This window comes from Arthrobacter sp. PTI12 (genome assembly GCF_056679915.1).
In genome coordinates, this window is record NZ_CM155256.1 from 1,945,444 (window position 1) to 1,964,901 (window position 19,458).

Consider the following 19,458-nt stretch of genomic DNA (forward strand, 5'->3'; position numbering starts at 1 on the left):
TGATGCCCGGGCACCGGCCGCCGGCGCAGTCCGGCAAGCCGGCGGCTGTCAGCCTTGAACCTGCGCCCCGCGAACGGCGCAGCCGGCGGGCAGCAAACGCTCCTGTGGACGCGCCGTCGGCCGTGTCGGCTCCGTCCACGGAACGTCTGTCGCAGGTCCGTGCCCGTGACCGCGAAATGCTGCGCAGCTACCGTGCGCTGGCTGACCAGCAAGTTGACCAGCCCGCAGGTATCCCCACCCGACGCCAACTTCGTCTCCAGCAGCAGGCAGCCCGCGAGAAGGCGCTGCAGGCTGAAGGCACTCCTCTCACGTCGCCCGCCGAGGTAAGCCCATCTGACGTTGCTCATCCGGACGGGATGACGGTGGAGCAAGCTCTGGCTGCGCGTGAAGCAATTGCTCACCAAGCGCAAAACCAGGTGGCGGTCATGGAAGCGGCGGCGAAGGACGATCCCTTCTCGGTTGACCTGGAGATCCTCGCCCAGCAGAAGGCACTTGCCGAGCGTGCAGCCGTGCTCAACACGCGTGCGCAGAAAATCCAGCAGCTCACGCAGGAGAACCGGCAGCGCAAGCCGCTGCTTAATGACCCGACAACGGCGCACAATCTCTCGATCGTTTCCCCGGTCGAGTTCGTTCGGGCTCCGACGGAAATTCCGGAGGGCGCTGAGCCCTCGACCTCCCACATCCCGGTTGTGACTGCGCCCGCTGTGCCGAGCAGGCCGCCGTCGTCGGCGTTGTCTCCGGACTCTGCGGGACGCTCGCAGGTGCTAGCGCAGGCGGAGGCAATGGTCCGTGAACAGCGCCGTCCGGGTTCCGACGGCGCCACTCCCATCCGTGCGCGCAGCGCCCACGGATTGGAGCCCCTTGATGCGATGACGGCAGGACTGGCACGTGTCCAGCGAATGCGAATCGCGCAGTATTCGGTAGTAGGTTTGGGCGCTCTGGCGCTCATCACCGGAATCATGATGATCGTCGGCCGCTTTTAGCAGCCGACCACACCCTAGGAGATTAGTGAGCGCATCGGAATCGTCTATTGCGATTGCCCGCACCGCAGCACGCGCGGCGACGGACAAAATTGCAGAGGACATCGTGGCCATCGACGTCAGTGAACGCCTGGCGATCACTGACGTCTTCCTTGTGGCCTCGGCCCCCAGCGAGCGCCAGGTCAACGCCATTGTTGACGGCATCGAAGAAGAACTCTCAAAGCAGGACCTGAAACCCGTACGCCGCGAGGGCCGGAGCGAGGGCCGCTGGGTGCTGCTTGATTACGCTGAGGTGGTCATTCACGTGCAGCACCAGGAAGACCGCGTTTTCTACGCCCTGGAGCGGCTGTGGGGCGACTGCCCCAAGGTTGACCTGCAGCTGGAGGGCGCGTCGGGCGCTGCTCCCGCAGACACCGCGTCCGCCGACGCCGAGTGAGTCCGCGCGCCGTAGACAGCGCAGCTGGGGACTCCGCACCAGAGGGTCGGCGGATCGTTTTCTGGCGGCACGGTCGGACTGAGTGGAACGCCCGCGGCCTGTTCCAGGGCCAGGAGGACATCGCGCTCGATGATCTTGGCAGGCAGCAGGCTGCACAGGCAGCGCACGAGCTGAAGCACCTGTCGCCGTCGCTCATTGTGTCCTCGGATCTGGAACGGGCGCGGGATACTGCAGCGGCATTGAGCGTAGCCACGGGAGTGCCTGTGGGTACGGACCCACGCTTCCGGGAGACCTATGCCGGCCAGTGGCAGGGACTTGCGTTCGCGGAGATCGGCGCGAGGTTTCCCGAGGAGCAGCAGGCGTGGCATGAAGGTGATCCCTTTGTTGCTGCCGGCGGTGGAGAGAGCCGGTCGGACGTCGGCGGGCGCATGAAGGCGGGGACGCTAGCGGCCGTCGCTCAGTTGGCGCCGGGACAGACGCTCGTCGTGGTCAGCCACGGCGGAGCGATCCGCGCAGGCGTTGCCGCCCTGATGGGTATCCCGGCGAACCTCTGGGGATCGCTGGCTGGTGTGGCCAACTGTCACTGGTCGGTTCTGGAGGAGCTGAATCCGTCGTCGTCGGCGGTGCCGCTCAGATGGCAGTTGACCGAGCATAACGTCGGGCTGGCATCCATGCCGTCGTCGCCGCTGGAAGGTTGAATCGACGCCGTCGCGCCGATTTTGCGGGGGCAGGAAAATTGTCTAAACTGAACAAGTTGCTTCGGCCCGATCAGGGCGGGATCAATGGGTTTGGGGCTGTGGCGCAGCTGGTAGCGCACCTGCATGGCATGCAGGGGGTCAGGGGTTCGAGTCCCCTCAGCTCCACCAACAATCCGCTGGAACACAGGGAAGTAGCCTGGTTTCAGCGGATTTTTGTTCTTCGACGCCTTTCAGTGCTCGCACTCAGCAGTTGGCCACTCAAAGGCGCCACCAGCATCGGCGATGTAGGCTGAATCAACGACGGCGTTGGGGGAGCGGTGCAGAAGCAAGTACATGAACACCGTACAGACCTGGGCGTCAAGGACAGAGCCTGAGGTGGCAAGCGCACGACCGTCGATGTTCGGGGATAGGCCCGCCTGGATGGACAGGCCAGCGAACCACATGTGCGACAACTACGGCCAGCACCGGGATTGAACCAGACCGCCGGGGCGCCGGTTATCAGGGTTGTGGCAGCATCGGTGTGTTTAGTCTTGTCTTCAGCAGGCTGCGGTTCCGTCCAGGCCGATTCACCACCGCCGGAGCCAAAGGAACACGTCCGTGCCTACATGTTGCAGGCACTGTCCTTCATTGAGGAGAACTCCTACGACGTGGCAACTTCGTTGCATCCGGATTGGGAACAAGTCGAGCAATCCGCGCTGGAACGGACTTCCGAGGCACAGACCACGCAGGATACCTATCCCGTCATCGCGGACGTTCTGCGGAAGGCTACCGGCGATCACAGCTTCCTCCTCACCCCTGATGAGATAGCGGCCACGAAGTCAGGGGAACGGGAAACTCCGTCATCCATCATGGTGGGGCAAGACAAACATGTTGCCTATGCTGCTTTCTGTAGCGCCCTTCCTGCCGGACGGGCAGGTTATGTCCTTCCTTGACGGCGCAGGTGAGGAGACAAAGGTCTCTCTTGCAGGCATGAGCGTTCTGCTCGACGGCGAGACACAGTTGAGTTCAGCAACAGCTGCTCCCGACCTTTCGAACCAACCGTTGGCGGTCCTTCAATCAGGTGACACAGCCAGCTCAGCCGAGGCGACGCTCATATCCCTCCTGGTGATCTTGTATAGATTGGCTCCATGAACCCGCTTTCCGAGCTCTCCCTTGCACAGCTGCAGCAGCGGACCAGCGTGAAGTGGCGCACCTACGCAGCTGATGTTCTGCCGCTGTGGGTCGCCGAAATGGATGTTTCCCTGGCACCGCCGGTCCACGCCCGATTGAAGCGTGCCATCGATCTCGGAGACACCGGCTATCCTGCGGGAAACGAATACGCAGAAGCGTTTCGGGAGTTCGCCGCTGCCCGGTGGTCGTGGGACGGTGTCGATCCGGACCGCGTTGCGCTGGTTCCGGACGTCATGCTGGGAATAGTGGAAACCCTTCGGTTGATCACCGGTCCGGGGGATCCGGTGGTAGTCACTCCACCCGTTTACGCGCCGTTCTTTGCGTTCATCGAGCATGCGGACCGGAAGGTCCTTGCAGCACCTCTCGGTGAGGATGGACGGTTGGATCCGGTCGCTCTCGATGATGCATTCCGGAGGGCAAGCTCCCAGTCCGAGCACGCCGTGTTTCTCCTGTGCAACCCGCACAACCCCACCGGAACTGTCCACACACGCCAGGAACTCGAAGGAGTCGCCGTCCTTGCTCAACGGCACGGTGTGCGGGTCATCTCCGATGAAATCCACGCCCCGCTTGTACTCTCGGGCGCCAGCTTCACACCGTACTTGAGCGTCGCCGGAAGTGAAGACGCGTTTTCACTTGTTTCCGCCTCGAAGGCCTGGAACCTTGCCGGGCTCAAAGCGGCGCTGCTGCTCGCCGGTCCAGCCGCAGCATCGGACCTGGCCCGGCTTCCCGAAGAAGTCGGCCACGGGGCGAGCCACCTCGGTGTGCTTGCTCACACGGCCGCCTTCCGGGAGGGTGGCTCGTGGCTTGATTCACTCCTCACGGGCCTCGACTATAACCGGGCGCTGCTGGGAGACCTCATCGTAGGGCATCTCCCCGGGGCGGCGTTGACCAGGCCGGAAGGGACGTACCTGGCATGGCTCGACCTTCGCGAGCTCGGATTCGAGGAGGGTGCGGGAAGCGGCGGTCTAGCCGTCGTGACCGACCTTGCGGGACCGGCACGGTTTTTTCTCGACACCGCCCGCGTTGCGCTCAGCTCAGGGCACGTCTTCGGAAGCGGCGGAGCGGGTCACGCGCGCATCAACTACGCCACCCACCCGGACATCCTCACCGAAGCCGTCCAGCGCATGGGCCGCGCGCTCCGGGAACGGCCGGCCAACTAGCCGCGGGCGGCGTACGCCTTCAGCACGCGGTCCGCCGCTCCGCCGAGATTCCACTGGTCAGCCAGTTTCTTCAACTTTTGTTCGTGATCGGTATCGAGCGGCCTGATCCGTGACTCGAATGTTCCGAGGTCGAGGTCCCTGACCACATTCACCACGGTTGGGGCGACAGCGAGGTAATCTGCTGCAGCTGTGAGCTTCCGGCGTATCGACGCAGAGATCGAGCTGGAGGGGTTCGAGGCCGCTTCCATGATGCCGTCCAGGTCAACAAACTCCTTGAGCAGGCTGGCCGCTGTCTTATCTCCGATGCCGGAAACTCCGGGCAGCCCGTCCGAAGCATCGCCCCGCAAGGCAGCGAAGTCGGCGTACTGGCCGGGGAGCACTGCGTACTTGCTTACCACCGTCACATCGGTCACTGCTTCAAGTTTGCTCATGCCGCGAGCGGTGTACAGGACGCGGACGCCGGTGGCGTCGTCGATAAGCTGGAAAAGATCGCGGTCACCGGTGACGATATCCACCGGCGCGGCTGCCTGGCTGGCAAGGCTGCCGATGACATCGTCTGCTTCGTGGTCAGCCGCGCCGATGATCGGGAGGTCGAGCGAAGCCAGGACTTCGCGGATCAGGGGCAGCTGGGCAACCAGTCCCTCCGGCGTCTCCTCGACATCAGGACCGTCGGACACATTCCTGGCGACCCGGTGCTCCTTATAACTCGGGATCAGCTCCACGCGCCATTTCGGCCGCCAGTCATCATCCCAGCACGCGACGAGGTGCGTGGGTTCGTAATCGGTCACCAGCCGGGAAATCATGTCGAGCAGCCCGCGCACGGCGTTGACGGGCATCCCGTCGGCTGCTTTGAGACTGTCCGGCAGCCCGTAGAAGGCGCGGAAGTATAGGGACGGAGTATCCAGGAGCATCAGTCGTTCGGCCACACATCGATACTGCCACGGTCAGGCAGAAGATTGACGACGCCGGTGCGCCGTCCGGCTATGAACGACAGCTGGCCAGATAAATCCATTTGGTTGACGAAACCTCTTGAAGGTTGGAGTGATGAAGTTCACACTGGAAACGGCAACTCAAAGCACGAACGAAGCATGGGGCGATCATGAGCGGACTAATGCGATGCCGCCAGTGTCAGAGGACCTGGCTTGTCGAAAGCAAGACTGCTGAAACAGTCACTTCCCAGAATCACGCCTTCCTCAATCCGGGGCATAGAACGGTCACGGTCTGGAAACGGGTGGAGCAGCATGCCGAAGTGAGCGCCTGAGGGATTCCTCCTGTAGGGACGCCTCTGACCGTGCAAGACTGGTCGCATGGCATCCGACAAGGCATCACCCGAGCCTCCCGCGCCCGCGCTCCCTCCGCATGAGGACGAGGTGCGGGAGCGAACCCACCTCGGTTTGATGATCGGCGACACCTGGCATGCGCTGCAGACCCGCATCGCGGAGCAACGGGGCCGCGTGGAGACGATCATCCCGTACACCGGTTACGGCACCACAAGCTGGGTCCGCATTCTGGCACGCGTTGTGCTCTCCAATCCCCGCGATCTCCAGCCGCTCGAAGGCAAGGAGATGATGAAACCCATCAAGGAGGGGCTGCGGGGGTGGCGCAACTTCGTCAGTGCCCCGGTGCGCTACGCCGAAGTGACACTCGAAATCGACGGAACCAGCGCCGTCGTGCATGCGGACCGCGGCGGAGTCATCGACGTTCACGTAGAAGCCTCACTGACACCGGGGTGGCATACCGTCCGGATCAAGTCGGGTGACTCAGTTGTCGCAGACGCTCCAGTCCGTGTTGTTGAAGACGACGCGACGTTCGGCGTTGTCTCCGATATCGACGACACCGTGATGGTGACTGCGCTGCCACGGCCGTTCCTGGCGGCCTGGAACACATTTGTTCTCGACGAGCATGCCCGCACGCCGACTCCCGGAATGTCGGTGCTCATGGAAAGGATCGTGCGGCAGAATCCCGCAGCGCCGGTCCTGTACCTCTCCACGGGCGCCTGGAACGTGGCTCCGGCGCTGACCCGTTTTCTGTCGAGAAACCTCTATCCGGCCGGGCCCAAACTGCTGACGGACTGGGGCCCCACCCGGGATCGCTGGTTCCGGAGCGGCCAGGAACACAAGCGATCCTCGCTCGAGCGGCTCGCGGAGGAGTTTCCGTCAGTGAAGTGGCTCCTGGTCGGCGATGACGGTCAACACGACGAGGCGATCTACGCCGAATTTGCCCGGAATCATCCGGGGAACGTCCGGGCGATTGCCATCCGCCAACTCTCACCAAGCGAGGCGGTACTGGCCGGCGGCCGGTCGAAGAAGAGCCCGGCCGGATCCACCCCCGGGATTCCGTGGGTTTACGCCAGGGACGGCGCGGGCATGTCCGAGCAGCTGAGCAAGCTGGGGATTGTCGAAGGCGCTGTGCGCATTGATCCCGAGGACGAAGCCTAGCTCTGGCTCTGCTCGGAATCCGGCACGGCTTCCTCATACGGCGACGTTGATTCTGCACGCACTGTCAGCAGAATGCGCCGCAAATCCATGCCTAGCGCAGCCGTTGCCTGGATTCGCTGTTCCGCTGCTGCGCCGGAGGCGATCTCCTGCATCAAGCGTTCTACAGCGGCCTCCGCCTCTGTCATGGTGGGTCCATCCGGATCCCAGGCATTCAACGCCTCCGCCGTGCGCACAATTGCATCACGAAGGGGGTCGACAAGCGCCGGCGGCAGGGGAGTGGATTCCGGGGTGTGCCAGATGACCCCCGCCAGCACCTCCGTCATGTCCTGGACGTGGAACGCGATCCGTTCCATCGCCTGAAGGCGCTGGTAATCAGCACTCAGATCCCGCTTGTGGCGCAACCGCCGCGGGTTTCCGCGCCGGCTGCTATCCGCCAGCTGGACCGCGGAACGCACCTCCTGGCCCAGGTTCGACATGCTGCTCTCGCGCTCCGCCCACTCCTCGTGCTCAGGCGGCCAGGACTCGCCCAGGGCCGCAGCCATGTCCGAGAGCTGCTGCGCAAGCAGTTCCCGGAAATTCCGGAGCCCACGGAGCGCGCCGTCCAGGTGAAGCGGCGGAAACACCAGCATGTTCACCGACAAGCCCACGACCACGCCTACCAGCATCTGAATGAGGTATCCGAAGGAATACTCCTCCGGGCTATCGCCACCGACGAGGAGGACAAACAGCGAGGCGATCGGAATCCAGTCACGCCCTGCGCCCAATTTCGGCAGCCCGGCGGCAAGGACGCCCACGCCGACGACGATGGCGACGGATACCACCGAGACGTCACCGATGAGGATGATCGGAAACGCCAGAGCAAAGCCGACGGTCAAACCGATGAGGGTCTGTAAGCCCTGACGGGCCGAGCCGGCGACCGTCGGGTACATGCAGGCCACCGCGCCGAGCGGGGCGTAGTACGGGTATTGGGCAGCTACACCGGGCACCCGCAGCGCGATCCACCAGGCGATGGCGGCAGCGAGGGCTGTCTTGATTGCCAGAAGCACCCTCTCATGGGTGATCAGCTTTCTCGCGCGGGTTCCGGCCGGCGAACCGGTAAGTGAGCTTAGCATTTCTCAAGTATGACAACCGATTATGAGAGTCCAATGAGCGCACGCTTACCGCGGCCGGAAAGAAATGTTTCGCGGGTCTGCAACATTCTTGAAGGCGTGCCTGCCGGTGCCGTAACGTTCAGGTCAAGTTACTTCCGTAACGGGTCAGCGACTCCCCATCGAGGGAGTGTGGGTGCCCCCATGTGGGCCTGACATTTGTTTCGCAGGAGTTCCCTTCAGCGCGGCCGCGCTGTTGTGTGGACTTTCTCCTGCTTCCTTTCCCTTATTTCATTTCGGTCTCATCCGCGCTCAAGCTTTGAGCAGCGGTAACCGGATGTCCTAACGACCGAGGATACGAATGTCACCACCGTCCAAGTCCGCCTATTCCGTAGGTCCCCCGGCTTCGCAGCCTTACCCCGCCCTGTCCTATGAGCTTTATCCTCCCCGCAGTACCGCTGCGGCTGAAACCCTCTGGCGCACCATCCGTGAACTGGAGCAGACCAGTCCGGATTACGTGTCGGTGACCTACGGCGCCTCCGGTTCAAACCGGGATACGGCCGTCGAGTTGCTCTCCCGACTCCTGTCGGATTCATCACTTCGCCCACTGGCCCACCTGACCTGCGTAGGCAATTCCCGAGAGTATCTGCTGGACCTCGTGGATGAACTCATCACCCTGGGCGTCCGGGGTATCCTCGCCCTCCGCGGCGACACCCCGAAAGACCCCAGTGTGGGCGCGGGGGACCTGCCCTATGCCAGCGACCTGGTGAAACTCGTCCGCGAGGCCGAGCGACGCCGAACCGCCCACCTCTGCGCGGGCAGACTGGCCGTCGGCGTAGCGGCGTACGCCACCAGACATCCGGAGTCGCCCAGTTTTGGCCACGACATTGAGGCCTTGCTTGCCAAGCAGACGGCAGGCGCCGATTTCGCAATTACTCAGGTGTTTTTCTTCCCCGACCACTATCAGCGGCTGGTGTCCGCTGCCCGTCGTGCCGGCGTCGACATCCCGATCATCCCCGGCGTCATGCCCCTCACGAGCGTGCGCCGGCTTGATCGACTGGCCGAGCTCGCGGGCATTGAGATGGATCACCAACTGCGGAACCGACTGGCGGCAGCCACCGACGACGCCGCCCGACGCCGCATCGGCGTTCAGGCAACGGTGAACCTCGCCAATGCTGCTCTCGACGCCGGCGCACCGGGAATTCACCTCTACACCTTCAACGAGCACGCCGCAGCGCTGGACGTGCTCGAAAACCTTCAGCTTCGCCGTCCTCCCGTTCCGGGTGGACTCAGCCGATCCGCTTAGCAAACGTCAAGAAACGTTAGACAAAGGACATATCCATGAGCACCGCATTTCCGAAAGCCACCATCATTGGCTACCCGCGCATTGGCCGCCGCCGCGAGCTGAAGAAGGCGGTTGAAGCCTATTGGGCCGGCCGCACCTCAGCGGCTGAGCTCGAGACAACCGCGGCCGAGTTGCGGGTTGCGTCCTACGCCCGCCTGACCGAGCTGGGCCTGGAGACAGGCAATTACTCCATTCCGGCGTCGTTCTCCCTGTATGACCAGGTGCTGGACACCGCGGTCACCTTTGGTGCCGTGTCAAACCGTTTCAAGGACCTGTACGACGCCGACGGTTCGCTTGGTCTCGACGCTTACTTCACGCTTGCCCGCGGTGACAAGGAGCGCCAGCCGCTCGAAATGACCAAGTGGTTCGACACCAACTATCACTACCTGGTCCCCGAGATCGGTCCCGACACTGTTTTCTCCCTGGCGAATGACTGGATCCTGCGGGACGTCGCGGAAGCCGCTGCGGCAGGCTATTCGGTACGGCCGACGCTTATCGGCCCTGTCACGTTCCTGTTGCTCAGCAAGGCCGCGGACGAGGCTCCCGCAGGGTTCAGTCCGCTGAGCCGCCTGGATGACCTGCTTCCGCTGTACGTGGAGCTGCTCGGCAAGCTTGCGGATGCCGGCGTTGAGTGGGTCCAGCTCGAGGAGCCGTCCCTGGTGGCGGACCAGGCAATTCCCGAGCGTGAGGTGGCGGCCGCCGTGGAGCGTGCCTACGCAGCGTTGGCCACAAACGCGGCGAAGCGCCCGGCCATCCTGGTTACCAGCCAGTACGGGTCGCTCGGTTCGTTGCTTCCGGTAATTGCCGGAACCGACATCGACGCGCTGCACATCGACGTCTTCAAGGGCGCCGTGCCCGCGGGGGAGGATCTTGCCAAGTTCGTATCGACCACGCTTGTCGCCGGCCTGGTGGACGGACACAACATCTGGAAGGCCGACCTCGGCGCCGCTGCCTACAAGCTGGCCGAGCTGGAAGCCTCAGTGCCCGCGCTGGCCGTGTCCACCTCCACGTCGCTGCAGCACGTACCGCACGACGTCGGCGATGAGCAGCAGCTTGACGCCCAGTTGCGGAGCTGGCTGGCTTTCGCGGACCAGAAGGTCACCGAAGTTGTCACCCTCGCGCGGGCGATCGGTAACCCGGGAGCCATTGACGCTGAAATCGCTGCAACGGACGAGGTTCTGGCATCCCGTGCCGGAGCCGCCGGCGTGAACCGCGCCGAAGTGCGGAACCGCGCTGCCGCCCTGACGCCGTCGGACTTCTCCCGTGGGGACTATGCGGTGAGGCTCGCCGCCCAGGAGGACGCGCTGAACCTGCCCGCCCTCCCGACCACCACCATTGGATCCTTCCCGCAGACCTCGGAGGTCCGGTCCGCCCGCGCACGTGCCAACAAGGGCGACCTGACTGCGGAGCAGTACGAGCAGCTCATGAAGGACGAGATCAACCGCGTCATCGACCTGCAGGAAGAGCTCGGCTTCGATGTACTGGTGCATGGCGAGCCGGAGCGCAACGACATGGTGCAATACTTCGCTGAGAACCTCGACGGCTTCGACGTGACGGTCCATGGCTGGGTTCAGTCGTATGGTTCGCGCTGCACCCGGCCGTCGATCCTGTGGGGCGACGTCAGCCGGCCGGCGCCGATCACCGTTCCCTGGACGGAGTACGCCCAGTCGCTGACCGACAAGCCGGTCAAGGGCATGCTGACCGGTCCCGTGACGATCCTCGCGTGGTCCTTCGTCCGCGACGACCAGCCGCTGGGCGACACCGCAAACCAGGTGGCGCTGGCGCTCCGTGATGAGGTGACTGATCTGGAGGCCGCCGGCATCAAGGTGATCCAGGTGGATGAACCGGCGCTGCGCGAACTCCTGCCGCTGCGCACGGAGGATCAGTCCGGCTATCTCGAATGGTCGGTCAACTCCTTCAAGCTCTCTACGGCGTCCGCTGCTCCCGCAACGCAGATCCACACGCATCTGTGCTACTCCGAGTTCGGAGCGATCATTGACGCGATTGACGGGTTGGATGCCGACGTCACCTCGATCGAGGCGGCGCGGTCCCGCATGGAGGTGGTGCATGACCTGGAGGCGCACGGCTTCCAGCGCGGCGTCGGGCCCGGTGTCTACGACATCCACTCCCCGCGCGTGCCGGGTCAGGAGGAGGTCGCCGAGTTGCTGGAAAAGGCTGTGCAGCACGTGCCGGCGCGCCAGCTCTGGGTCAACCCGGACTGCGGTTTGAAGACTCGCGGCTACACCGAGACCGAGGAATCCCTGCGGAACCTCGTCAACGCCACGGTTGCCGTTCGTTCCCAGCTTGAGGCTTCGGTCTCCTAGACGCCCTCACACACGCTGAGTGCGCGGAGGACCACGTTGTGCCGCAAGGTATTCGTGTTCATCCGCGCACTCAGCGGCGTTTAACGCCTGAATCCATACCTAAGCCGGGCGGCTGCTCGTCCGCGGGGCGATCCGCCGGTCCTTCAGGACGTCGGCGAGCTGGTCCATGAAGAGACGTACCTGCGTGGTCTGCTTCCCGGCGATCTGGAGCGCGAAGATGCTGCGGGCGAGGCGAATCTCGGGAACATCGAGAGCGACGATACCTTCCGGGGCGCGCAGCATTGCCAGCTCAGGAACCAGTGCAGCACCCATACCCGCCGCGGCCATGGCGAGGCTGGCATTGAAGTCGTCGCAGTAGGCCGCGATATGCGGGTGCAGGTTGCAGCTGGCGAACAACCTTTCAATGACCGTGGCGTCCGAGGTTCCGGGGTGGTGCATGATCCATGGCATGTCCGCCAGCTGCCCTGCGGACACGGCAGACCCTTCCGCGATTCCCCACGCCGCCGGCAGGACCACGCGGAAATTATCATCACCGATCCACTGCCTGCTCACCGAAGACGGCCAGGCCAACCCGCCCTGCCCCACCTGGAAGACCAGTGCGAGATCCAGTTCGCCACCGTTCCGCAGACCGTGGATGGTCTGCGATGGCTCGCCCACGAAAACCTTCAAATTGATGCCCAGCTGTTTCCACTGCGGTGTGTGGACGAGGCGGGGGAGTGCAAAGGTGGCAAGACTGGGAAAGATCCCGAGCCGCAGTTCCTGCGTCACCGCAGCTCCGGCCTTTGCAGTGGACGCCATGAGGGTGTCGATGTCGGTCAGCACTTTGGTAGCGTGGCGCGCCATGACGACGGCGGCTTCCGTGGGAACCGCGCTCCGCGCGGACCGGGTGAACAGGGTGACGCCGGTATCCCGTTCAAGGGCGGACATCTGCTGCGACACTGCCGAGGCGGTGTAACCGAGGCGGGTTGCGGCGGACGCAAAGGAACCATGCCGGATGACCTCCAGCAGCGTCCGCAGGTGAACTGGGTTGACCACGTCGTCATCTTCTCACGGTCGGCCGACACGCCGAGCCGACACGACACGCACATGACTTTGCCTGTGTGGACAGCAGTCCACAGGCTGTGGACCGACGGAGGAGAAGCCGTGCGTTTGAGCCGTTTCCTGGACCCTCCGCATGTGGATTCCCTGTGGACTAATCGGACAGCAAATGACATACTTGTAATACATCATCTTGGGGTCGGCGCCACTGCGTTGCACTAGATGTAGTATCTAGATATCGAATTACCTGCTGGCGTGGCACGTTCCGTATCAACCGTTTGGGCGGTCTGAAGAGCGGCATGAAGCCCACCAACATTGGCCGAATAACAGCACTTCACAAGGGGAGTCAGGGACATGACCGTCACGGTTTACACCAAGCCAGCATGCGTACAGTGCAACGCCACGTATCGGGCCCTGGACAAGAAGGGCATCGCTTACCAGAGCGTTGACATCTCTCAGGATCCGGCGGCGCTGGAGCGGGTTCGTTCGCTCGGTTACATGCAGGCGCCTGTTGTCATCACCGAGAAGGACCACTGGTCCGGGTTCCGTCCGGACAAGATCAATGAACTCGCCCTGGGATCGGTCACTTCCGTAGCCTAGGCCTTTCGTTTCACCCACTCGCGAGGGGCGGATGTAGTCGGGATGACAACACCAACCATCAGTCGAAGTGCCCGTGGACGGGCAGTTGGGGAACCGTTGGAAACTGACGCGCCGCTCATCTACTTTTCGTCGGCGTCGGATAATACCCACCGGTTCGTCACCAAGTTGCCAGTTCGTTCGGCGCGGATTCCGCTCCTCACCAAAGACGACACGCTGCACGCGCTGAGTCCGTTCGTGCTGGTCCTTCCGACCTACGGCGGAATCAGCGGTCAAGGGGCAGTGCCCCGGCAGGTGATCAAGTTCCTCAATGTCGAGGACAACCGCCTGCTGCTTCGCGGCGTGATCGGCGCGGGCAATACCAACTTCGGGGACACGTACTGCCTGGCGGCGGATATTGTCGCGGCCAAGTGCAGCGTTCCCGTTTTATATCGATTTGAACTAATGGGCACGTCCGAGGACGTTGACCGGGTAACCCAAGGATTGGATGAGTTTTGGACATGACAGTCGCTGAAACAGAAGCACCCGCACTTCCGGAGCGCTTCAAGGGCCTGGGCTATCACGAGCTCAACGCCATGCTGAACCTTTACGGCCCGAACGGCGAGATCCAGTTCGAGGCTGACCGGGAGGCCGCGCACCAGTATTTCCTTCAGCACGTCAACAACAACACCGTCTTCTTTCATGACCTCGAGGAGAAGCTCGACTACCTCGTGAAGAATGAGTACTACGAGCGGGAAACCCTCGATCAGTACACAATGAACTTCATCCGTGACCTGTACAAGCGGGCCTACGAGAAGAAGTTCCGGTTCGAAACTTTCCTTGGCGCGTTCAAGTTCTACACCTCGTACACACTGAAGACTTTCGACGGCAAGCGCTACCTGGAGCGGTACGAGGATCGGGTCTGCATGGTTGCCATGCACCTCGCGCGGGGCAATGAAGACCTCGCTAACCGCATGGTTGATGAAATAATCGAGGGCAGGTTCCAGCCGGCAACACCGACCTTCCTCAACGCCGGCAAGCGGCAGCGCGGCGAGCTGGTGTCCTGCTTCCTGCTGCGCATCGAAGACAACATGGAATCGATCGGCCGCTCGATCAACTCGGCACTCCAGCTGTCCAAGCGCGGCGGCGGCGTCGCTTTCGCGCTCACCAACATCCGCGAGGTCGGCGCGCCGATCAAGCAGATCGAGAACCAGTCCTCCGGTGTCATCCCCGTGATGAAGCTTCTCGAAGACAGCTTCTCCTACGCCAACCAGCTGGGCGCACGTCAGGGCGCCGGCGCCGTGTACCTGCATGCGCACCACCCGGACATCAACCGCTTCCTCGACACCAAGCGTGAGAACGCCGATGAGAAGATCCGCATCAAGACTCTCTCGCTGGGTGTTGTCGTTCCGGACATCACTTTCGAGCTGGCGAAGAAGGACGAGGACATGTACCTGTTCTCGCCCTATGATGTCGAGCGCGTCTACGGCATGCCGTTCTCCGATATCTCGGTCACCGAAAAGTACTACGAGATGGTTGACGATTCCCGGATCAAGAAGACCAAGATCAAGGCCCGTGAGTTCTTCCAGACACTCGCGGAAATCCAGTTCGAGTCCGGCTACCCGTACATCATGTTCGAGGACACCGTGAACCGGGCTAACCCGATCGACGGCAAGATCATCATGTCCAACCTGTGCTCGGAAATCCTGCAGGTTTCACAGCCCACCACGTACAACGATGACCTCTCCTACGCTGACACCGGCAAGGACATCTCGTGCAACCTGGGTTCGCTGAACATCGCAAAGACGATGGATTCCCCTGACTTCGGCAGCACCATCGAGACGTCCATCCGTGCACTCTCGGCTGTCTCGGACATGTCTAACATCACCTCCGTTCCATCGATTGCTCGCGGTAACGATTCCTCGCATGCCATTGGGCTCGGGCAGATGAACCTCCATGGCTACCTGGCACGCGAGCGGGTGCACTACGGCTCTGAAGAGGGCCTCGACTTCACCAATATCTACTTCTACTCGGTTGTCTACCACGCTGTGCGGGCTTCGAACCTGCTGGCGATTGAGACCGGGCAGACCTTCGGCGGCTTCGAGAAGTCCAAGTACGCGTCCGGAGAGTTTTTCGACAAGTACACCGATCAGGAATGGGCCCCACAGACCGCGCGGGTCAAGGAACTGTTCGCCAGGGTGCATATCCCCACGCAGGAAGATTGGCGTGGGCTTAAGGCCTCGGTCATGGAGCACGGAATCTACAACCAGAACCTGCAGGCCGTGCCGCCGACCGGCTCGATCAGCTACATCAACAACTCAACCTCGTCCATCCACCCTGTGGCGTCGAAGGTCGAGATCCGCAAGGAGGGCAAGCTGGGACGCGTGTACTACCCGGCGCCGTACCTGACCAACGACAACCTGGAGTACTACCAGGATGCGTATGAGATCGGCTACGAGAAGGTCATCGACACCTACGCCGCTGCTACTCAGCACGTGGACCAGGGCCTGTCGCTGACGCTGTTCTTCAAGGACACCGCGACCACGCGTGACATCAACAAGGCGCAGATTTATGCCTGGAAAAAGGGCATCAAGACGGTCTACTACATCCGTCTCCGCCAGCTGGCGCTGGAGGGCACTGAGGTGGAGGGTTGCGTCAGCTGCATGCTGTAGTTGACAAGGGCAACTAAAGCAAACGACGACGCCGGTGGGCCGGCAGCAGAAGCCGGCCCGCCGCCGTCGTACATATATTAGAGGAAATTCACCGCCCTAGCGGGCAGTTCAAGCGAATGGGACAAGGGGTCACGATGACCGAAAAGGTTAAGTTGCTGTCGCACGTTGAAGCGATCAACTGGAACCGTATCCAGGACGACAAAGACGTCGATGTCTGGAACCGCCTGGTCAACAACTTTTGGCTGCCCGAGAAGGTACCCCTGTCCAACGACGTCCAGTCGTGGAACACGTTGACGCCGGCGGAGCAACAGCTCACCATGCGGGTGTTTACCGGCCTGACGCTCCTGGATACCATTCAGGGCACCGTTGGCGCCGTCTCGCTGATCCCCGATGCGATCACTCCGCATGAGGAAGCCGTGTACACGAACATCGCGTTCATGGAATCGGTGCATGCCAAGAGCTACTCCTCCATCTTCTCCACGCTGGCTTCCACGAAGGAGATTGACGAGGCATTCCGGTGGTCCACCGAGAACGTCAACCTTCAGAAGAAGGCCAGCATCGTCATGGATTACTACCAGGGCGATGACCCATTGAAGCGCAAGGTGGCCTCCACGCTGCTGGAGAGCTTCCTGTTCTACTCGGGCTTCTACCTGCCCATGTACTGGTCTTCGCGCGCCAAGCTGACGAACACTGCCGACCTGATCCGCCTGATCATCCGCGATGAGGCCGTTCACGGGTACTACATCGGGTACAAATTCCAGAAGGGCCTGGAGAAGGTTTCCGAGGAGAAGCGCCAGGAGATCAAGGACTACACGTTCGAGCTGCTTTTCGAGCTGTACGAGAACGAAGTTCAGTACACGCATGACCTGTACGACGGCGTTGGCCTTGCTGAGGACGTCAAGAAGTTCCTGCACTACAACGCCAACAAAGCTCTGATGAACCTGGGCTACGAGGCGATGTTCCCGTCCTCGGTCACGGATGTGAATCCGGCGATCCTGTCGGCGCTGTCACCGAATGCGGATGAGAACCACGACTTCTTCTCCGGGTCGGGGTCGTCTTACGTGATCGGCAAGGCAGTCAACACCGAAGACGAGGACTGGGACTTCTAGCGTCGTGTGCGGCCACACGGCGTTGCTCGCTGCCGTCTGAATCTGGTTTTACGACCATGTCTTCGGAGCTGAGGGTGGTGCTACACGTATTGTCAGCCCATCGACGAAACGAGAAACGATGCTTAAGGGGCGGCTAGTCGTTGGAGTAACGGCGCTCTTGTTCACCATGACAGGTTGTAGCAGTGAATCGCTCATCGGCGCGCAGCCGGACGCACCTCTAACTCACGCGGACCTCGATGTCCTACAGACAACGGCCGGTCAAGAGGACACGATTTCGGCGGAAGCGGACGTTTCCTACCTCGATGAGAACTCTTCACGTTTCCTCGCCGAGCAGGACGGTTTGCATTTTTACGCGGGGGTGGAAACGTCTAACGCGGGTTCCAACACCTGTCTCGTCGTCGTGTCACAGGGGCCCGGCCAGACGACCGGTGGGTGCGACCTAAACATTGGCGAGGAAGTCGGCGCATCGTATATCGCCTTTGGCGTTGAGGCTCGGCTCGTAACCGACGACGCAAACCTTCAGGACTATGTGGACAACGGATGGAGCACTCCTCATCCGAACCTGATCACGAGAAACAGCTCGAGCTGAATGTCCGCAGCTGGAGATTCAGTATTCACTCCAAAAGCTTGCCGGCGACGGAGTCGTCCGCGGTGGTTTCAGCGAGGGCCCGGAACGAGTCGGGAGCCGGCGGCAGCGCTTCGAAGCTGACTCCCTCTGCCGGCGACCAGATGAAGTTCCCCTTGAGGGAGGGATCCATCGCAGGGAAATCCGCTCGGTTATGGGCCCCACGCGTTTCGCGCCGTTCGAGCGCGCACTCCAGGGTGGCACGTGCGGCCAGCAGCGAGCCAAGCAGGTCGTAGGCATGGGCCAGGTCGTCGAAGCCGGCGATGTCCGGATGTGCGGTGACGTTCTGAGCACGCTCCTCCAGGGCCGCTAGCTTGTCCAGCCCTTCCTGGAGCCCCTGCTCGGTACGCACCACACCGGCATGCTCGGTCATCAGGTTGCGCAGCTCGCGCTGTAGGCGCCGTACTGACTCGGTCCCGTTCTCGCGCAACAGAGACTGCATCTCGGTGCGGGCCAGTCCGACGGCGGCCGGATCCCTGCTTATCTCGGTGCGGGAGCCCACGTACGAAGCGACATGCTCTCCGGTGATGCGCCCGTAGACAAGCAGTTCGATCAGTGAATTGCCACCCAACCGGTTGGCCCCATGCAGACCTGAGGAAGCCTCGCCGATTGCAAACAGCCCGTTCACGCCGGTGCTATGGTCCTCCGGTGCTACCCACACCCCGCCCATCGAGTAATGGGCGGTGGGTGCGATTTCCATTTTGGTGGTGGTGATGTCCACCATCTGCAGGTCGATCAGGGTGCGGTAGACCCGCGGCAGCTTCTCCAGGATGGTCTCGCGCGCCAGGTGTGAGACGTCCAGATAGACGCCTCCTTTCTCGGTCCCGCGGCCCTCGGCAACCTCGGTGAATGCGGCAAGGGCCACCCGGTCCCGGGTGGAGAGTTCCATACGCGCGGGATCATAGCGTTCCATGAAACGTTCACCGAGAGCGTTCGTGAGGATACCGCCCTCTCCACGCGCGGCTTCGGAGACGAGGGTGCCGGCGGCGTCGTCGGGCTCCAGGAGGCCCGACGGGTGGAACTGAACAAGTTCCGCGTCGCGAATACGGGCACCGGCCAGCGCTGCCAGCCTGAAGGAGTCACCGGTGTTCTCGTTGCGACGGGAGGAGGTGTGGCGCCAGATGCGGGTGTGCCCGCCTGCGGCCAGGATGACTGCGTCGGCGTGGATCTGCACCGGGGTGCCGTCCACGATGTCGAAGCCGTAGGCGCCGAAGATCGTGCCGTCGGCGACGAGCAGGCGGGTGATGTAGACCGTGTCGATGATCGGCACGTTCAGCTCTGCTGCCCGGCGCATCAGGGTGCGCTGGATTTCAAGACCGGTGTAGTCCCCGGCGTAGGCGGTACGGCGGTACTTATGGGCACCGAAGAAGCGCTGCGAGATTCGTCCGTCTTCCTCCCGGGCGAACGGCATCCCCCACTGTTCGAGGTCCGCAATGCCGCGGGCCGCATTGCGCGCTACGGTCTCTACGATGCTCGGGTCGGCCAGGAAGTAAGACTCGCGAAGGGTATCGGCGGCATGCTGCTGCCAGCTGTCCTCCGGGTCCATGGTGCCCAGGGCGGCGTTGATCCCGCCAGCCGCCAGAGAGGTGTGCGCATCATGCTTGCGGCGCTTGCCCACTGCAAGCACCTGCACCCCACGCTGAGCGAGTTCGATCGAAGCGCGCAACCCGGCGCCTCCGGTACCGATCACCAGCACGGACGTGGACATGAGACGTTCGGAAGTGTGGTGGAGATTCATATCGACAACGGTAGGTTTGTGCGCTCCATGTTTCCAATGAATTATTTGGCTCACCATGATG

General features: G+C 62.5%; 18 protein-coding genes and 1 tRNA gene. 14 read left to right on the forward strand and 5 right to left on the reverse strand.

Annotated features, from left to right (window positions below):
* Nucleotides 1-2 precede the first annotated feature (2 nt).
* The 4 genes from AC1MBU_RS09340 (at nt 3) to AC1MBU_RS09355 (ending at nt 2,282) form a co-directional block, all read left to right on the forward strand.
* Nucleotides 3-983, forward strand: coding sequence for a hypothetical protein (locus tag AC1MBU_RS09340; RefSeq protein ID WP_346028340.1), 981 nt, complete (start codon nt 3-5; stop codon nt 981-983).
* A gap of 25 nt (nt 984-1,008) precedes the next feature.
* Nucleotides 1,009-1,416 carry a ribosome silencing factor gene (gene rsfS / locus AC1MBU_RS09345; RefSeq protein ID WP_277358886.1) on the forward strand — a complete coding sequence of 136 codons (408 nt, stop codon included), beginning with the start codon at nt 1,009-1,011 and terminating at the stop codon, nt 1,414-1,416.
* Entirely contained in the window at nt 1,413-2,114 is a 702-nt protein-coding gene (locus tag AC1MBU_RS09350; RefSeq protein ID WP_479787057.1) for a histidine phosphatase family protein, read from the forward strand. Before rsfS ends, AC1MBU_RS09350 begins: the two co-directional genes overlap by 4 nt.
* Before the next feature lie 92 nt (nt 2,115-2,206).
* A tRNA-Ala gene (locus AC1MBU_RS09355) sits at nt 2,207-2,282 on the forward strand.
* Between the two features lie 62 nt (nt 2,283-2,344).
* Here AC1MBU_RS09355 and AC1MBU_RS09360 read toward each other — a convergent pair.
* The gene (locus tag AC1MBU_RS09360) at nt 2,345-2,557 is read right to left on the reverse strand and encodes a hypothetical protein (protein WP_277358885.1); all 213 of its coding nucleotides are present in this window, start codon (nt 2,555-2,557) and stop codon (nt 2,345-2,347) included.
* Between the two features lie 162 nt (nt 2,558-2,719).
* Between AC1MBU_RS09360 and AC1MBU_RS09365 the strand changes: the two genes are divergently transcribed.
* Together AC1MBU_RS09365 and AC1MBU_RS09370 are read left to right on the forward strand one after the other, a co-directional pair.
* A complete protein-coding gene (locus tag AC1MBU_RS09365; RefSeq protein WP_479787059.1) occupies nt 2,720-3,046 on the forward strand; it encodes a hypothetical protein in 327 nt (108 codons plus the stop codon).
* Between the two features lie 195 nt (nt 3,047-3,241).
* Complete coding sequence (locus tag AC1MBU_RS09370) at nt 3,242-4,444, forward strand: MalY/PatB family protein (RefSeq protein ID WP_479787061.1); 1,203 nt, start codon at nt 3,242-3,244, stop codon at nt 4,442-4,444.
* Here the strand turns inward: AC1MBU_RS09370 and AC1MBU_RS09375 are convergent.
* A complete protein-coding gene (locus AC1MBU_RS09375) occupies nt 4,441-5,370 on the reverse strand; it encodes a 5'-3' exonuclease (RefSeq protein ID WP_479787062.1) in 930 nt (309 codons plus the stop codon). The genes AC1MBU_RS09370 and AC1MBU_RS09375 overlap by 4 nt on opposite strands.
* Before the next feature lie 381 nt (nt 5,371-5,751).
* Here AC1MBU_RS09375 and AC1MBU_RS09380 point away from each other — a divergent pair, with 381 nt between their 5' ends.
* Nucleotides 5,752-6,882 (forward strand): App1 family protein, encoded by a 1,131-nt coding sequence (locus AC1MBU_RS09380; protein ID WP_479787063.1) that lies wholly within the window; start codon nt 5,752-5,754, stop codon nt 6,880-6,882.
* Here AC1MBU_RS09380 and AC1MBU_RS09385 read toward each other — a convergent pair.
* The gene (locus AC1MBU_RS09385) at nt 6,879-7,994 is read right to left on the reverse strand and encodes an FUSC family protein (RefSeq protein WP_346028336.1); all 1,116 of its coding nucleotides are present in this window, start codon (nt 7,992-7,994) and stop codon (nt 6,879-6,881) included. The genes AC1MBU_RS09380 and AC1MBU_RS09385 overlap by 4 nt on opposite strands.
* Before the next feature lie 337 nt (nt 7,995-8,331).
* Here AC1MBU_RS09385 and AC1MBU_RS09390 point away from each other — a divergent pair, with 337 nt between their 5' ends.
* Both AC1MBU_RS09390 and metE read left to right on the forward strand, forming a co-directional pair.
* A complete protein-coding gene (locus tag AC1MBU_RS09390) occupies nt 8,332-9,276 on the forward strand; it encodes a methylenetetrahydrofolate reductase (RefSeq protein WP_277358880.1) in 945 nt (314 codons plus the stop codon).
* Nucleotides 9,277-9,311: 35 nt separating this feature from the next.
* Nucleotides 9,312-11,639 carry a 5-methyltetrahydropteroyltriglutamate--homocysteine S-methyltransferase gene (gene metE / locus AC1MBU_RS09395; protein WP_479787064.1) on the forward strand — a complete coding sequence of 776 codons (2,328 nt, stop codon included), beginning with the start codon at nt 9,312-9,314 and terminating at the stop codon, nt 11,637-11,639.
* 99 nt (nt 11,640-11,738) lie between these two features.
* Here the strand turns inward: metE and AC1MBU_RS09400 are convergent, their stop codons facing one another.
* Nucleotides 11,739-12,674 (reverse strand): LysR family transcriptional regulator, encoded by a 936-nt coding sequence (locus AC1MBU_RS09400; RefSeq protein WP_471673456.1) that lies wholly within the window; start codon nt 12,672-12,674, stop codon nt 11,739-11,741.
* A 357-nt stretch (nt 12,675-13,031) separates the two neighbouring features.
* Between AC1MBU_RS09400 and nrdH the strand changes: the two genes are divergently transcribed.
* From nrdH to AC1MBU_RS09425, 5 genes are all read left to right on the forward strand, one after another.
* Complete coding sequence (nrdH, locus tag AC1MBU_RS09405) at nt 13,032-13,277, forward strand: glutaredoxin-like protein NrdH (protein ID WP_056547337.1); 246 nt, start codon at nt 13,032-13,034, stop codon at nt 13,275-13,277.
* Between the two features lie 42 nt (nt 13,278-13,319).
* Nucleotides 13,320-13,778, forward strand: coding sequence for a class Ib ribonucleoside-diphosphate reductase assembly flavoprotein NrdI (gene nrdI / locus AC1MBU_RS09410; RefSeq protein WP_277358878.1), 459 nt, complete (start codon nt 13,320-13,322; stop codon nt 13,776-13,778).
* Complete coding sequence (gene nrdE, locus AC1MBU_RS09415) at nt 13,775-15,925, forward strand: class 1b ribonucleoside-diphosphate reductase subunit alpha (protein ID WP_479787065.1); 2,151 nt, start codon at nt 13,775-13,777, stop codon at nt 15,923-15,925. The genes nrdI and nrdE overlap by 4 nt, the downstream gene beginning before the upstream one ends.
* A 134-nt stretch (nt 15,926-16,059) precedes the next feature.
* Nucleotides 16,060-17,034, forward strand: a complete 975-nt coding sequence (nrdF, locus tag AC1MBU_RS09420) for a class 1b ribonucleoside-diphosphate reductase subunit beta (protein ID WP_056547799.1) — start codon at nt 16,060-16,062, stop codon at nt 17,032-17,034.
* Nucleotides 17,035-17,191: 157 nt separating this feature from the next.
* Nucleotides 17,192-17,623 (forward strand): hypothetical protein, encoded by a 432-nt coding sequence (locus tag AC1MBU_RS09425; protein WP_479787066.1) that lies wholly within the window; start codon nt 17,192-17,194, stop codon nt 17,621-17,623.
* A gap of 25 nt (nt 17,624-17,648) precedes the next feature.
* On the opposite strand, the gene AC1MBU_RS09430 is transcribed toward AC1MBU_RS09425, so the two are convergent.
* The gene (locus AC1MBU_RS09430; protein ID WP_479787067.1) at nt 17,649-19,397 is read right to left on the reverse strand and encodes an FAD-binding protein; all 1,749 of its coding nucleotides are present in this window, start codon (nt 19,395-19,397) and stop codon (nt 17,649-17,651) included.
* Nucleotides 19,398-19,458 lie beyond the last annotated feature (61 nt).

Excerpts from the sequence above, each read along its gene's own strand:
- AC1MBU_RS09390 (WP_277358880.1), top strand. The coding sequence starts at position 8,332 with ATGTCACCACCGTCCAAGTCCGCCTATTCCGTAGGTCCCCCGGCTTCG.
- AC1MBU_RS09385 (WP_346028336.1), bottom strand. The coding sequence starts at position 7,994 with ATGCTAAGCTCACTTACCGGTTCGCCGGCCGGAACCCGCGCGAGAAAG.
- AC1MBU_RS09370 (WP_479787061.1), top strand. The coding sequence starts at position 3,242 with ATGAACCCGCTTTCCGAGCTCTCCCTTGCACAGCTGCAGCAGCGGACC.
- nrdF (WP_056547799.1), top strand. The coding sequence starts at position 16,060 with ATGACCGAAAAGGTTAAGTTGCTGTCGCACGTTGAAGCGATCAACTGG.
- AC1MBU_RS09340 (WP_346028340.1), top strand. The coding sequence starts at position 3 with ATGCCCGGGCACCGGCCGCCGGCGCAGTCCGGCAAGCCGGCGGCTGTC.
- AC1MBU_RS09430 (WP_479787067.1), bottom strand. The coding sequence starts at position 19,397 with ATGAATCTCCACCACACTTCCGAACGTCTCATGTCCACGTCCGTGCTG.
- metE (WP_479787064.1), top strand. The coding sequence starts at position 9,312 with ATGAGCACCGCATTTCCGAAAGCCACCATCATTGGCTACCCGCGCATT.
- AC1MBU_RS09365 (WP_479787059.1), top strand. The coding sequence starts at position 2,720 with ATGTTGCAGGCACTGTCCTTCATTGAGGAGAACTCCTACGACGTGGCA.
- nrdI (WP_277358878.1), top strand. The coding sequence starts at position 13,320 with ATGACAACACCAACCATCAGTCGAAGTGCCCGTGGACGGGCAGTTGGG.
- AC1MBU_RS09380 (WP_479787063.1), top strand. The coding sequence starts at position 5,752 with ATGGCATCCGACAAGGCATCACCCGAGCCTCCCGCGCCCGCGCTCCCT.
- nrdE (WP_479787065.1), top strand. The coding sequence starts at position 13,775 with ATGACAGTCGCTGAAACAGAAGCACCCGCACTTCCGGAGCGCTTCAAG.
- AC1MBU_RS09360 (WP_277358885.1), bottom strand. The coding sequence starts at position 2,557 with ATGTGGTTCGCTGGCCTGTCCATCCAGGCGGGCCTATCCCCGAACATC.
- nrdH (WP_056547337.1), top strand. The coding sequence starts at position 13,032 with ATGACCGTCACGGTTTACACCAAGCCAGCATGCGTACAGTGCAACGCC.